This window comes from Muriicola sp. Z0-33, from assembly GCF_026126425.1.
GTDB lineage: Bacteria > Bacteroidota > Bacteroidia > Flavobacteriales > Flavobacteriaceae > JAFMPW01.
Genome location: NZ_JAFMPW010000010.1, coordinates 90,097 through 104,513, shown reverse-complemented (window position 1 = coordinate 104,513; position 14,417 = coordinate 90,097). Strand labels below are relative to the sequence as shown.

The 14,417-nt window shown below is 39.1% G+C and carries 13 protein-coding genes and 1 tRNA gene; 7 read left to right on the top strand and 7 right to left on the bottom strand.

Annotation, left to right across the window (positions count from 1 at the left end):
- Positions 1–33 precede the first annotated feature (33 nt).
- The 6 genes from J1G40_RS13980 (at position 34) to J1G40_RS13955 (ending at position 7,107) form a co-directional block, all read left to right on the top strand.
- Entirely contained in the window at positions 34–927 is an 894-nt protein-coding gene (locus J1G40_RS13980) for a peptidyl-prolyl cis-trans isomerase (protein ID WP_265243270.1), read from the top strand.
- Positions 911–2,362 carry a peptidylprolyl isomerase gene (locus tag J1G40_RS13975; protein WP_265243269.1) on the top strand — a complete coding sequence of 484 codons (1,452 nt, stop codon included), beginning with the start codon at positions 911–913 and terminating at the stop codon, positions 2,360–2,362. The genes J1G40_RS13980 and J1G40_RS13975 overlap by 17 nt, the downstream gene beginning before the upstream one ends.
- Before the next feature lie 4 nt (positions 2,363–2,366).
- On the top strand, positions 2,367–3,320 hold the full coding sequence (locus J1G40_RS13970) for an AAA family ATPase (RefSeq protein ID WP_265243268.1): 954 nt from the start codon (positions 2,367–2,369) through the stop codon (positions 3,318–3,320).
- A gap of 17 nt (positions 3,321–3,337) precedes the next feature.
- On the top strand, positions 3,338–4,093 hold the full coding sequence (locus tag J1G40_RS13965) for a class I SAM-dependent methyltransferase (RefSeq protein WP_265243267.1): 756 nt from the start codon (positions 3,338–3,340) through the stop codon (positions 4,091–4,093).
- Positions 4,094–4,200: 107 nt separating this feature from the next.
- The gene (locus J1G40_RS13960; protein ID WP_265243266.1) at positions 4,201–6,468 is read left to right on the top strand and encodes an aconitate hydratase; all 2,268 of its coding nucleotides are present in this window, start codon (positions 4,201–4,203) and stop codon (positions 6,466–6,468) included.
- Between the two features lie 75 nt (positions 6,469–6,543).
- The gene (locus tag J1G40_RS13955; RefSeq protein WP_265243265.1) at positions 6,544–7,107 is read left to right on the top strand and encodes a TlpA family protein disulfide reductase; all 564 of its coding nucleotides are present in this window, start codon (positions 6,544–6,546) and stop codon (positions 7,105–7,107) included.
- 2 nt (positions 7,108–7,109) lie between these two features.
- On the opposite strand, the gene J1G40_RS13950 is transcribed toward J1G40_RS13955, so the two are convergent.
- The 7 genes from J1G40_RS13950 to J1G40_RS13920 form a co-directional block, all read right to left on the bottom strand.
- The gene (locus tag J1G40_RS13950; protein WP_265243264.1) at positions 7,110–7,559 is read right to left on the bottom strand and encodes a sterol desaturase family protein; all 450 of its coding nucleotides are present in this window, start codon (positions 7,557–7,559) and stop codon (positions 7,110–7,112) included.
- A gap of 1 nt (position 7,560) precedes the next feature.
- Positions 7,561–8,400 carry a phytoene/squalene synthase family protein gene (locus J1G40_RS13945; protein WP_265243263.1) on the bottom strand — a complete coding sequence of 280 codons (840 nt, stop codon included), beginning with the start codon at positions 8,398–8,400 and terminating at the stop codon, positions 7,561–7,563.
- A 1-nt stretch (position 8,401) separates the two neighbouring features.
- Positions 8,402–9,877 carry a phytoene desaturase family protein gene (locus tag J1G40_RS13940; RefSeq protein WP_265243262.1) on the bottom strand — a complete coding sequence of 492 codons (1,476 nt, stop codon included), beginning with the start codon at positions 9,875–9,877 and terminating at the stop codon, positions 8,402–8,404.
- A gap of 13 nt (positions 9,878–9,890) precedes the next feature.
- Positions 9,891–10,790, bottom strand: a complete 900-nt coding sequence (locus J1G40_RS13935; protein ID WP_265243261.1) for a MerR family transcriptional regulator — start codon at positions 10,788–10,790, stop codon at positions 9,891–9,893.
- A 113-nt stretch (positions 10,791–10,903) separates the two neighbouring features.
- Positions 10,904–12,154 (bottom strand): NAD(P)/FAD-dependent oxidoreductase, encoded by a 1,251-nt coding sequence (locus J1G40_RS13930; RefSeq protein ID WP_265243260.1) that lies wholly within the window; start codon positions 12,152–12,154, stop codon positions 10,904–10,906.
- Between the two features lie 74 nt (positions 12,155–12,228).
- A tRNA-Leu gene (locus J1G40_RS13925) sits at positions 12,229–12,312 on the bottom strand.
- 164 nt (positions 12,313–12,476) lie between these two features.
- A complete protein-coding gene (locus J1G40_RS13920; protein ID WP_265243259.1) occupies positions 12,477–13,169 on the bottom strand; it encodes a bestrophin family ion channel in 693 nt (230 codons plus the stop codon).
- An 89-nt stretch (positions 13,170–13,258) separates the two neighbouring features.
- On the opposite strand from J1G40_RS13920, the gene J1G40_RS13915 reads away from it, so the two are divergent.
- Complete coding sequence (locus tag J1G40_RS13915) at positions 13,259–14,323, top strand: hypothetical protein (protein ID WP_265243258.1); 1,065 nt, start codon at positions 13,259–13,261, stop codon at positions 14,321–14,323.
- The last annotated feature ends 94 nt before the right edge of the window (positions 14,324–14,417 follow it).

The following is a 14,417-nucleotide window of genomic DNA, read 5'->3' as shown; positions in this document are numbered from 1 at the left end:
TGCCTAACATCTTGTATTTCTTATTTTTGCGCAATGAATTTTTTAAAGAGACAGTTAAAAAGCGCCAGCTGCTGTTTAGCCCTGATAGTCTTATTTTTCTCTTTGTCCTCTTGTGATTCGCTTTTGAAACAAGATACGGGCAAAGCACCCTTGGCCAGGGTTGGCGACACCTATTTATATAAAGAAGATGTCTCTCAACTACTGGGAGATAATATATCTGAGCAGGATAGTGCCTCCTTTGTTACCAATTACATTAACAATTGGGCGACAAAACAATTACTGCTCGAAAAAGCGAAAATAAATTTACCAGAGGAAAAGCTCGCTAATTTTGAACAGCTTGTGGCCGATTACAGAACAGATCTGTATACCAGGGCGTATAAAGAAGCACTTGTGCAGCAAGCCGAGGATACTACTATAAGTTCTGAAGAACTAGAAGGTTTTTATGAGAAGGAGAAAGAGAATTTCAAGTTAAAGGAAAAACTGGTTAAGTTGAGGTTTATCCAATTACCCACTCAGTTCATGAATAAAACTGATGTAATAGACAGATTGAAGCGTTTTAATGAGGAAGACAGGAGCTATTTGGATTCTATTGGGGTTCAGTTTAAGAAGTTAAATTTTAATGATTCACTTTGGGTTCCGGCATCTCGTGTAATAGAAGAAATTCCACCGATGAACTATGATAATGAGGACAGATACTTAAAAAAATCACAATTTTTTGAATTGGAGGATGCAATGGGGGTATATTTGGCAAAGGTGTTAGGCGTATTACAGGTTAATGATATTGCACCACTGAACTATATAGAACCTACCATAAGACAGGTTTTACTAAACAGAAGGAAGTTAGACTATATACGGAAACTGGAAACTGAAATAATTGATGAAGCGACAAAAGAAAATGAATTTGAGGTGTATGAAAATCAGAACTAGAATTTTAATTTGCTTATCTTTTTTATTAATTTCTTCAGGCATTTTAGCCCAGGAAAGGGACTCTATACCGGATACCCAGATAGAACCACCCCAGGAATTGGTTGAGGCAGATACTTCAATTTCAAAAGATACTACCAATACAACAAGAATTAAGTTGGACGGCATCTCGGCGGTAGTTGGAGATTATGTAATATTGGATTCGGATGTTGAAAAAACACTCATCGATCTAAAAAGTCAGGGTGCAGCCACAGAAGATATTACGCATTGCAGCCTTTTAGGGAAGCTTATGGAAGACAGACTTTATGCTCACCAGGCCGTTCAGGATAGTATTTTGGTCTCGGACGATGAAGTCAACGCCACCAGTGACAGGCAAATCCAACAGTTGATACAGCAGGTAGGTTCCATGGAGAAGGTCTTGCAATTTTACAAGAAAGAGAATGCTGAAGACTTTAGAGAAGAACTTTACAATATCAATAAGTTGCGCATGTTGTCAGAAAAGATGCAGCAAAGTATAGTGAGTGAAATTGAAGTTACCCCCGAGGAAGTACGACAGTTCTTTTTTAAAATTCCTGAGGACGAACGCCCAGTATTCGGGGCAGAATTAGAAATATCACAAATTGTTAAGGAACCCGAAGTACCTGAGGAAGAGAAGCAAAAGATCATTGATAAATTAAATGAAATAAAAGCTGATGTTGAAGACAATGACGCTAGTTTTAGTGTAAAGGCCATATTGTATTCTAAAGACCCGGGATCAAAATCCCAGGGAGGCAAAATAGGTAGTGTAACCAGGCAGTCTGGTTACGTAAAGGAGTTTAAGGACGCGGCTTTTAGCTTGCAGGAAGGCGAAATCTCTGAACCTTTTGAAACCATCTTTGGCTATCATATTCTGTATGTAGAGAAAATAAGGGGACAGGAAAGGGATGTACGCCATATTGTTCTTATACCTGAAATTCCGGAATCGGCTATGCAAGCTGCCAAACAAGAGTTAGATACCATCCGCAAACACATTGAAGAAGGTAAATATACTTTTGCTGAAGCTGCTTTAAACTTCTCAGATGAGAAGGAAACGAAGTTCGATGGAGGTCTTTTGAGAAACCCAATCAATTTTGATTCCAGATTTGAGCTTACAAAGATGGACCCAACCCTTTATAATCAGGTGAGGAACCTAAAAGACAATGAAATTTCTTACCCAATTTTGGAGAACGACCAAAGAGGCGGACCACCAAAATATAAGATTCTAAATGTGACCAATCGCTATGATGAACACGTAGCAGATTTTGCTCAGGATTATCTGAAAATCCAGGAACTTGCATTAACAGAAAAACGGTTCAATGCAATTAGGAAATGGATGAATGAGCACATTGAAGATACCTATATCAGTGTCAATGGTGAGAGTAGAGAATGCGATTTTGCAAACAATTGGGTAAAAGAGTAATTGGATGTCAGACGTTGCTGCGATCAAGAAGTTAGTAGAAAAACATGCTGCACTAAAACAGGAAATCGCAAAAGTGATTGTTGGGCAGGACGAGGTAATTGAACAAATATTACTTTCTATTTATACCGGCGGACATTCATTGCTAATAGGAGTGCCTGGTCTTGCAAAAACTTTGATGGTTAATACTATCGCCCAGACATTGGGATTGAATTTTAAGCGTATCCAGTTTACTCCAGACCTTATGCCCAGCGATATTCTCGGGAGCGAAGTATTAGATCAAAACAGGAATTTTAAATTCATTAAAGGTCCTGTATTTGCCAATATTATTCTTGCTGATGAAATTAATAGAACCCCGCCAAAAACTCAGGCAGCACTGCTTGAAGCGATGCAAGAGCGTGCTGTGACCATAACGGGGAAACAATATAAATTAGAACTACCTTATTTTGTGCTCGCAACACAGAATCCAATAGAACAGGAAGGTACCTACCCCTTACCAGAAGCTCAGCTAGATCGTTTTATGTTTGCGATAGAATTGAAATACCCTTCGATAGAAGAGGAAGTGCAGGTTGTAAAAACTACAACTAATGATGAAAGCCCGGAAATAAATAGTCTGTTCAATGCAGAGGAGATCCTTACTGTTCAGCATTTAGTCAGAAGGATTCCGGTTCCTGATAATGTGGTGGAATATGCAGTTAAACTTGTAAATAGTACCCGGCCTACTCTGGAGGCTTCACCAGATTTTGTTAAGCAATATCTGGATTGGGGTGCAGGGCCAAGGGCATCGCAAAACCTAATAATGGGAGCCAAGGCACATGCGGCTATCAATTCCAAATATTCACCGGATATTGAAGATGTAAAGGCCGTGGCAATGGGGATACTCAGACATAGGATCATAAAGAACTACAAAGCCGAAGCCGAAGGTATTTCTGAAGAAGACATCATTACCAAATTGCTGTAGTTTGATAAGCTTAGCTTATGAAAAAGGCTTTAGATATATTCTCCAAACAAGCAAATACTTATAAAAAGTTCAGGCCTACTTACCCCAAAGAGCTCTACGATGAAATCCTTCAATTTGTAACAGACAAATCAACTTGCTGGGACTGTGCTACGGGAAACGGACAAGTAGCAGCAGTGCTTTCAAAATATTTTAATGAAGTTTATGCAACAGACATAAGTAAGGAGCAACTTTCAGAAGCCACAAAAGCAGAGAACATTTATTACAAGGTTGAGCGCGCTGAAAAAACGAGTTTTACCGAGAGCAAGTTTGATCTTATTACCGTCGCCCAGGCCATGCACTGGTTTGATATGGAAGCTTTTAATAATGAGGTAAAGAGGGTGGCCAAGAATGGTGCAATTATTGCCATATGGGGATATGGGTTACTGCGCATAAATAAGGAAATTGACACGTATTTGGATGCCTTTTGTAACACTACATTAGGACCGTACTGGAATCCTGAAAGAAAACATGTAGACAAGGCCTATAGTAGTGTGATCTTTAACTACAAACAGATTAATGAAGAGAAGCCCATGCACATTACCGCCAAATGGTCTTTAGAAGAATTAGAAGGTTACCTTAATTCATGGTCCAGTGTTCAACACTTTATTTCTCAACATCCCAGTATGCATCCTGTTCCCAACTTAATAAGCAGTATTAAATCTGCCTGGGGAAAGGGGAAGAACAGAGAGGTCAACTTTCCTTTATACCTAAAAGTAGGCAGAGTTATCAAATAGCCATTCCAGTATCATTTCTATTATTTAATCCTGAGACAAAAAATTTCGTTTGCCCCCCGGATTTTCTTAATTTTGACGAATTGCAACAATCCAAAATAAATTCACTAATGGCATTTGACATAGATATGATTAAAGGCGTTTACGCCAATATTGCAAAACGGGTAGATTTAGCACGAGAAATCGTAGGAAGACCCCTTACACTTTCGGAGAAGATTTTATATTCCCATCTCTGGGAAGGAAATCCAACTAAGGCATTTAACAGAGGCAAAGATTATGTTGATTTTGCCCCAGACCGTATAGCATTACAGGATGCTACTGCTCAAATGGCATTGTTGCAATTTATGCAGGCCGGAAAAGCTAAAGTTGCAGTTCCTACAACAACGCATTGCGATCATTTAATACAGGCCAAGAGCGGTGCTGCAACAGATTTACCAAGAGCCAATACCACAAGTGCAGAAGTATTTGATTTCTTAGAATCCGTATCTAACAAATATGGCCTTGGTTTCTGGAAGCCGGGAGCCGGGATTATTCATCAGGTAGTTTTGGAAAATTATGCTTTCCCTGGAGGAATGATGATTGGAACGGATAGCCATACAGTAAATGCCGGAGGTTTAGGAATGCTTGCGATTGGAGTAGGAGGGGCAGATGCTGTTGATGTAATGGCCGGGATGGCCTGGGAACTTAAATTTCCCAAATTGATCGGGGTTAAACTTACGGGAAAAATCTCTGGGTGGACTTCAGCCAAAGACGTTATTCTAAAAGTTGCTGGTATTCTTACTGTAAAAGGAGGTACAGGTGCAATAGTAGAATATTTTGGAGATGGGGCAAAAAATCTGTCGTGCACAGGGAAAGGTACCATCTGCAATATGGGGGCGGAGATAGGAGCGACAACCTCTACCTTTGGTTATGACGATTCAATGGAACGTTATCTTAGGGCGACAGATAGGAATGGTGTTGCGGACGCAGCTAATGAAGTTGCTCCCCATCTTACAGCTGATCCTGAGGTATACGCCAATCCCGAAAAATATTTTGATCAGCTTATTGAAATAGATCTCGACACTTTGAGACCACATTTAAATGGCCCCTTTACCCCAGACCTTGCTACCCCTGTTGGTGAGTTAGGACCTAAGGCAAAATCCAATGATTGGCCCATCAATGTGGACTGGGGATTAATAGGTTCCTGTACCAATTCTTCATACGAAGATTTAACCAGAGCCGCTTCCATAGCCCAACAGGCAGTGGACAAAAAAATTAAGCCAAAATCAGATTTTGGTATCAATCCCGGATCAGAACAAATAAGGTTTACTGCAGAGCGTGACGGACTTCTAAAAACATTTGAGGATTTGGGAGCCACTATTTTCACCAATGCATGCGGACCTTGTATTGGCCAGTGGGACAGGAGTGATCTCAAAGGAGACGAGAAGAACACTATAGTTCATTCATTTAACAGGAATTTTTCGAAAAGAGCCGACGGTAATCCAAATACACATGCATTTGTGGGATCTCCTGAAATGGTAGCCGCAATTGCCCTCTCGGGAAGATTAGATTTCGACCCTATGAACGATGTACTAATTAATGAAGACGGGCAGGAAGTAAAACTAGATGAACCTATGGGAATAGAACTACCCCCTAAAGGTTTTGAAGTTGAGGATGCCGGTTTTCTGGCGCCTACCGAAGATGGAAGAAGTGTTGAAGTAAAAGTTGCTCCGGATTCTGAAAGACTTCAATTGCTAGAGCCATTTGTGCCAATACATCCGGAAAGTTTACAAGGCATGAAATTATTAATAAAGGCTTTTGGAAAATGTACAACAGATCATATTTCCATGGCCGGGCCCTGGCTGAGATATCGCGGGCATTTAGATAATATAGCTAACAACACTTTAATTGGGGCAGTCAATGCCTATAATAAAAAGACCAATTTTGTTAAAAACCAATTGACCGGTGAATACGGGGGAGTTCCAGATACGCAAAGAGCCTATAAAGCTGAAGGCGTAAAAACTTTAGTAGTAGGGGATCACAATTATGGGGAAGGATCTTCCAGGGAACATGCAGCCATGCAGCCCAGACATTTAGGGGTTGCAGCTGTTCTGGTTAAATCATTTGCTCGTATTCATGAAACCAACCTCAAGAAACAAGGCATGTTGGGCCTCACCTTTGCCAATGAATCGGATTATGATTTAATCCAGGAAGATGACACCTTCAACTTTACAGATATTAATGATTTTGCTCCGGCTAAGCCTTTAACCATAGAAGCGGTTCATGCGGATGGATCCAAAGACATTATAATGGCCAATCATACTTATAATCAATCTCAGATAGAATGGTTTCAAAAAGGTTCAGCTCTCAATGTCATTAAAGAAGAAAACGTTATCTGATAGCTGTGAACAATTTAAGATATAAAACTCTCGAAAATCATCGGGAGTTTTATAGTTTTGAAGAAATACCTCTAAATGAAAGTCAGTAGAAAGACTGTTCTCAATGTACTCCTGATTATTTTTGTCCTTTCCTTTTTTGTAACCCCTATAGGGGAATACAGTAAGGAGATGTTAAATGAAGTCTTCGCTACTACCCCTACAGTAATTAGTCCCGAGAATAGGGGTAAAATATCAGATTACAATTGGAGACTCAAGAATGCAGAATGGGATTTTTTTAGTTTTGAGGAAGCCAGTGGAGAGGTAGTTTTTATCAACTTTTGGGCTTCATGGCACCTGCCATCAAGGGCTCAATTGAAAGGGATTCAAAAGCTCTATGACCGGTATAAGGGCAAAGTCAGGTTTTATATAATTACGGATCAGGAAAGAGAACTCCCAGAGGAATTAATGTCCAGGAAAGGCTATACATTTCCTTTGACCTATTTGGTTGTGGGAGATCCCAGTCCAATAGAAATCTTAGAGCCTCCGGGAACTTATATCCTTGATAAAAACGGTTTTATTGCTGTTCACCAAACTGCTATTTCCGATTGGAATAATGATACGGTTTATTCCCTTTTAGACCAACTGATTGCCGGGGATTAGAATTATCTTTTGAAGTACTTGAAAGGGACAAACAGCATTCCAAAACATTCACCATCCCTTTTTCCCAGATGCTTATGATGAATTTTATGCGCCCTGCGGACACCTTTGGCATACCAATTATTAGCATTTCTGAATAGTTTGAAACGCTGATGAATAAAGATGTCATGAACCATAAAATAAGCTATTCCATAGGCTAGTATTCCAAGTCCTAGTGGCCATCCATACCAAAAGCTGGTATTGGCGCCGAGGTAAAAGCAACATATGCTTACCACTGCATAGAAAATAAAAAAAGCATCGTTGCGCTCAAACCAGGAATCGTGATCTTTTTTATGATGATCCCTGTGCAGGCTCCATAAAAATCCGTGCATAATATATTTATGGGTAAACCATGCCATAAATTCCATAAAGCAAAATGTAGCCAAGAAGATCAATATTCCAATTGCTAACTGCATCTTATACCAATTTGAGTTTATAATTTACATATGATTTTGCCAATAATCCAAATTTTTGATAGTTAGAAACTCTTATCCTGGCATTTTTAATTTCCTGAGAGGGGGTCTTCTGTAGTTTCTGCAGTAATTTATAATAGTACTTGTACGCTGTGTATACGCCAAATTTAGCCTCATTTGGTAAAAGTACTATACCCTCATAGCCCTTACTGAAATCGCTTTTGATCTCCTCAACTATCCTGTTTTTAGCGGCTTCATCCAGCTCCAGGAGATTTGTATTCGGGAAATATGAGCGGTTTAACCCTTCGTAATCGGCTTTAAGGTCTCTTAGAAAATTTACCTTCTGAAAAGCAGAGCCCAGTGCCATCGCAGATGATTTTAATTCTTCATATTGATGTTGATCGCCATTTACAAATACTTTAAGACACATAAGGCCTACAACATCGGCAGATCCGTAAATGTACTCTCTGAATTCCTGTTCTGAACCATAAACTTTTTTATTGAGGTCCATTCGCATACTCTTCATAAAAGCACTTACAAGGTCATGAGGTATGTTGTAATTATGGTAGGTATGTTGAAAGGAATTTAAAATAGGATTAAGGCTAATTTTCTGATCTAAAGCAGTTTCCAAATCGTTTTCAAACCTATTTAAAAGGTCCTCTTTAGCATAATCATGAAAAGAATCTACTATCTCATCAGCAAAACGCACAAATCCGTAAATGTTATATATGTCCTTTCTTATACGGGTCGATAACATTTTAGTGGCCAGGCTAAAGGACGTACTGTAAGACTCCGTCACCAGCTTACTGCAATCATATGAAACATTATCGAATATCGATTTCATATTAGAATTGGGGTTTAGTATGCTTTACAATCAAATCCGAAACAATTTTACCTGATATCAAAGCCGGAGGCACTCCCGGACCAGGGACGGTTAATTGTCCTGTAAAATATAAATTTTTAACTTTTTTGCTCTTTAATCGCGGCCTTAAAAATGCAGTTTGGGACAAGGTATTTGCCATTCCATACGCATTGCCCTTATATGAATTGTACTGTTCCTTAAAATCGTTCACACAGAAAGATTCTTTAAAAACGATATTTTCAATAACATTTTGTTTGGTCAGCAACTGAAATCTCTCCAGCACGATATCCAGATATTGTTTCCTGAGTTCCGGGGTATCTTCCAATCCCGGCGCGATTGGCACAAGGAAAAAACCGGTTTCTCCTCCTTCAGGGGCCATACTTTTATCCGTAATTGATGGGAAATTTGCATAGAATAATGGTTTGGATGGCCATTCTGGATGGTCATAAATCTGTGAAGCATGTAATTCAAAATCAGTATCAAAAAACAAATTGTGATGCTCTACATTTTTTAAACGCTTATTAAAACCAAGGTAAAAAAGCAAAGAGGAAGGAGCGAAGGTTTTCTTTTGCCAATAACTTTGGGAGTATTGTCTTTGGGAAGCTTCCAACAGGCTTTCGGAATGATGATAGTCTGCCCCGCTAAGCACAAGATCAGCATGGATATTTTCGCCATTTACGACAACTCCTTTGGCACTTCCTTCTTCAACAACAATTTTGTCAACATTAGCATTTGTTCTGATGTTCACCCCCAGTTCTTCAGCAAGGCTTTTCATTGCCCTAACAATTTGATACATTCCGCCCCTGGGATGCCAGGTACCCAGACCAAAATCTGCATAGTTCATAAAACTGTAAAATGCAGGGGTGTCTCCAGGTTTAGCCCCAAGAAAGAGTACCGGAAATTCTAGGGTAGCGATAAGTTTAGGATTTTTAAATTGTTTCCGCACTTCTTTTTTAATTGTGCTAAAAAACTGGTCGAGGCTCTTTATTGTATCTTTTGTCACCAGCTCTAATGGGGATACTCCGGGCCGATACACTATCTCCTCCATGGCCACTTGGTAGTTTCTTTGTGCCTTGGTGATAAACTTTTGTAATGCCGAGGCGCTGCCTTTTTCAATGCGTTCAAATTCCACACTGATTTTTTCCATGCAATCGCCGATAGTCATTTCCTCATCAGAGAAGAAAATTTTATAGGCGGGATTCAATTTATCCAGAACATAATAGTCTGATGTTTTTTTGCCGAAATCATTAAAAAAACGATCAAAGATATCTGGCATCCAATACCAGCTGGGACCAATGTCAAAGGTATAGCCAGATTTAATTAACTGCCTGGCCCTGCCACCAACGGTGTTGTTTTTCTCCAGCATCACTACTTCATATCCCTGTTTTGCCAGATAGCAGGAAGCTGATAATGCCGAAAATCCGGAACCTATAATCGCTATTTTATTAATTCCATTCATGGTCTTTAATATGCTATAATTCCTTAGACAGGGCTTCTATTGATTCAAAAGTCTTAATATTTGAAGGTAAATTGTCTGGATTAAGGTGTTTAATCTGCTGTCCCAGTATCCATAGCTTGGCGCCGGTACCATTTGCTATTTTCTCATTAAAAATGCTTATATATTTTGCCAGGCGATCTTTGGTGGGAACCACCGTAAAATAGGATAAGAAATGGATATTCTTGAAATTATTTTTAAGATCGATTAAATTTTCCATGGGCATAGATTGTCCCAGATAAATTGTTTTGTAACCCTTGAGAAGAATTTCATAGTTCACAAATAATAACCCTATTTCATGAATTTCATTATCGGGAAGAAAAAGCACAAAAACTTTATCTTTTTTAACGGGTTCTATAGCTTGAAGTTTTTCCGAACTACTGTATATCTTTTGCTTGATCTGGTTGGTAATAAAATGTTCGTGAGACGGACTAATAGTGTCTGTTTGCCATAATAAGCCGATCTCATTGAGAAAGGGCATAAAAACATCCCAAAAAATAGATCGGAAAGGGCGCTTTTTTAAAAGTTGGTTGTAGGTTTTCTGAAATAAGGACTGATCAAAATTGATCATTGCCATCTTCAAGGCGTTCAGAGCGTGGTTCTCATTGTCATTTTTGGATATCACCCCTTTGACAACCACCGGAATTTCGTCCTTGGGAATTGCTGCTATTTTAGAAATTTTATAACCATTATTGTATAACAGCGTAATATTCAGCAATTTTTGCAGACTTGCCAGGCTATAGGTCCTGATATTTGTTGAAGTACGTTCGGGAGAAAGCAGGTTATATCGCTTTTCCCAGATTCGTATGGTATGTGCCTTAATACCAGAGAGGTTTTCCAGATCCCTAATGCTAAAAGATTTCTTAATATTGTTCATTTTTAGAGATAAAAAGTTAAACAAATCTACAAAATATTTCGAGCTCTCCCCGATTCTACCGAAAAATTAAGATTTTATTGGCGATTATAAGCCTCTTTGAGCAAATAGGGTATCTAGAACCTACGTTCAGGGTTAAATCCGTCCAGGGCCATTGAAGTGGGTCTTTGAGAGATGATTTCCGCAATTAATTTGCCGGTGGCTGGCCCAAGGCTCCAACCCATCATTGCATGTCCGGTTGCAATGCTGAGGTTATTCCATTTTGAAGTTCTGCCAATATAAGGTAATCCGTCTGGAGAGACTGGTCTTAAACCACAACGTGCCTGAGATATTTCCTCATTGTTAATGGTAAGACCATTGTAATAATTAGCAGCGGCCTTTGCAATGGCCCTTACTCTTTCCTGTCGTATTTTATGATTTATCCCAGATAGTTCCATAGTGCCTGCAAAACGGGTAAATCCCCTCATTGGAGTAACAGCTACTTTTGCCTCCATCAAAACTGCGGGTAGGGTAACAGGGGTAGGCCTGTGTACATTTATACGATATCCTTTGCCGGGTTGAACACTTATATTTAAACCTAATTTTTTAGAAAGATTTTGTGTCCAGGAACCAGAGGCAAGGACCACTTCATCGGCGGTAAAGGTGTTGTCCGATGTAATTACGCCTTGTAACACATCTCCTTCAAAGTTGAAATTCATGACTTCGGTACCAGATTTTATAGTTACTCCCTTTTCTTTAAGATATTCTATTAGTCTTTCCATTATCTCCCCGGGTGAAGTATGGGCATCGCACTGATAATGAATGGCTCCCTGTATTTCTCTGTTCAAATTGGGTTGCAGATGAGACAATTCTTCCAGGCTGAGTTGCCTTGCTTCCAGGCCTTCGTCTATTGCCCTTATCATGACCTCGCGCTCATGTTGGCCCTCTTTTGGATTTTTATACAACATCAGCAGCCCTTTCTTTTCTAATTGAAAATCCCCAAGTTCACCAGACTGATGCCATTGGGTGTAAAGATCTTTACTAAGAAGATTGATGTCTTTAATTAGCGGTATAGCTCTCTCCACATTTTTTTTAGTCGATGAGGTATTGAAATGCCATGCCCATTTAATAAAATCCATGTCCATTCTGGGTTTCATATAGAACGGACTACTGCTATTGAACATCCATTTAATTCCTTTGGCCATCATTCCAGGAGAAGCAAGGGGAATAATATGGCTCGGGGTGAGGTAACCGGCATTTACATATGAAGCACCTGCCTTCATATCCGATTTATCAATTACCGTTACCTGGTGACCATCTTTTTGAAGATAGTATGCACAGCTCAGTCCTACAATACCACCTCCGATGACGACTACTTTTTTACCCATAATAGCATCTTGAATGTAAAAATAAATATAAGACAAATTAAAAGCCCCTTATTTTAAAAAATAAGAGGCTTTTGTACCCGGGATGGGAATCGAACCCACACGCCCTAAAGGACACATGGCCCTCAACCATGCCTGTCTACCAGTTCCAGCACCCGGGTATTTCTCAATATGGATGGCAAATATAACAAAGTCTTTTCATTGGGGTTCAGTATAATTCAATACAATTTAAGGAAGTACTAATAAAAACTGAAAAATTAACGTAAGGGGCATTATAACTGCCTTAAAACCTGCAATTATCAATGGCTATGGCGGTGGTAAGTCTTTAGCGATTTATCTTAAAAGTGTCTATTTTTATGTCATCAATATCATCATCAAAGGGGTACTCTAGCTGATCCTGAATATTGAAAAGGGAAATGAGAATGAACTCTGTTAATATGACCACGAAATATGTAATGGAAGGATTTACTTCGGGGCCAATTGTACTGATAATTGAAGGGGCATAGATAACGGGAAAAATATAAATAAAAATCTTGCAGTAGGCTTTAAGACTAATAGGTGTTCTATGGGTATTTATTGCATGCAGGTTTTCTACAGATTCGTGCAGATCCTTCATAAACCTGAACACCTTGTCTCTTACTCCCCGTGAGAGGGTTTCTCCCTGCGCCAGAATAAACTGATGCACCTTATTGATTATTTCATCCAGATCTTTGGTGTTGTCATGCTTGGCGCGTAAATGCACCATCATCTCTTCACTGATTTCTACCAGGATATTACCCATTTCAGTTTTACTTTCCTCTGTAACATTTAAGTTGCTAATTATCAAATAATTCACCGTTTTTAGGGCGCTCCTGAATTTACTCAGATGTTGCAGGGCCTTTTCCCTTCTTCGGAAAGAACCCCTGATAGAAAAAACCAGAGGAAAGACCATCGCAATACTTAGTAAGGTAAGGTCTAATTGATAATTTATGTCATAGGTATATGCCAGATAAGTAGCGAGCACAGATACAATTAGCACAATCGCAGTACGGTGATTTAGTATGGATAAATATCGTTTAATAGCTGAAAATTTGTTAAATTATGGTAGTTAAATCTAAACACAATATTGTGATTAAGCAAGTTATAATAGTTTTCCTTGCACCACTGCTATTATTAGCCACTACAATTTATGGGCAGCAAACAGACGAAGTTGCCACTAATAATGTGGTAACCAGGCTATTCAGTTCCGAGGAAGTGTTGCCGATAAAACTGGTATATTCCAACAAAGAAATGAGGAATGAGACCAATGACAGTACCTATCTTAAATCTGAATTGGTATACCAGATGACAGATGGCTCCTGGGACACCCTGGCTGTAAAACTGAGGGCCCGGGGCAATAACAGGAGGGAAAATTGTTATTTCCCACCTGTTAAAATAAGAATCAAGAAATCTGCAAGAGCAGGTACCCTTTTCGAAGGCAATAAGAAATTAAAATTAGTCTTGCCTTGTTTGATACAATCCGATAATAACGACAATGTTTTAAAGGAGTTTATGGCCTATAAGCTTTATGAAATCATTTCGCCTTATCATTACAAAACCAGGAGGGTGGCTATAGATTTTACCGAATTACGCCGCAATAAATCCAAAAATCACAAATTAAAGGGGATACTAATTGAAGATATAGACCTGGTTGCTGAGCGGCATAATGGGAAAGAACTTAAAAGAGCGGTACATCCGCTGGAACAGGACAATATCTGTTCGCTTCAAAACGATTTTTTCCAGTACATGATTGGAAATACAGATTTTTCCGTGGCCTACCAGCACAATGAAAAATTAATATTTACAGAAGATAAGAAAACCATGCCAGTGCCATACGATTTTGATATGTCCGGATTGGTGAATGCGAGCTATTCTGTAGTTTCTCAGGTACAAAATGAAACACTGTCGATTACCAGCGTTACACAAAGACTATACAGGGGGTTTAGACGAAATCCAAGTCTTTACCAAGAAGTTAGAAAGCAATTTTTAAGTAAAAAACCTCAATTCTTTGAAATCATAGACGGCCTGGAGACAAGTTTCGATAATCCTAAGGAATTTAAAGCTGCCCGGGATTTTATCGAGGAATTTTTCGCAGTTCTGGCCGATGATTCAAAATACAAGGCCAGAATACTAAATAAGGCACGGACAAAATAATTTTTGAACCCTAATAAATATCAGGAATTCTGCCACCTTTTCAATAGCTGTTTTAACTGCACTCCTGAACCGTTTGTTATACGGCATTTCTAAA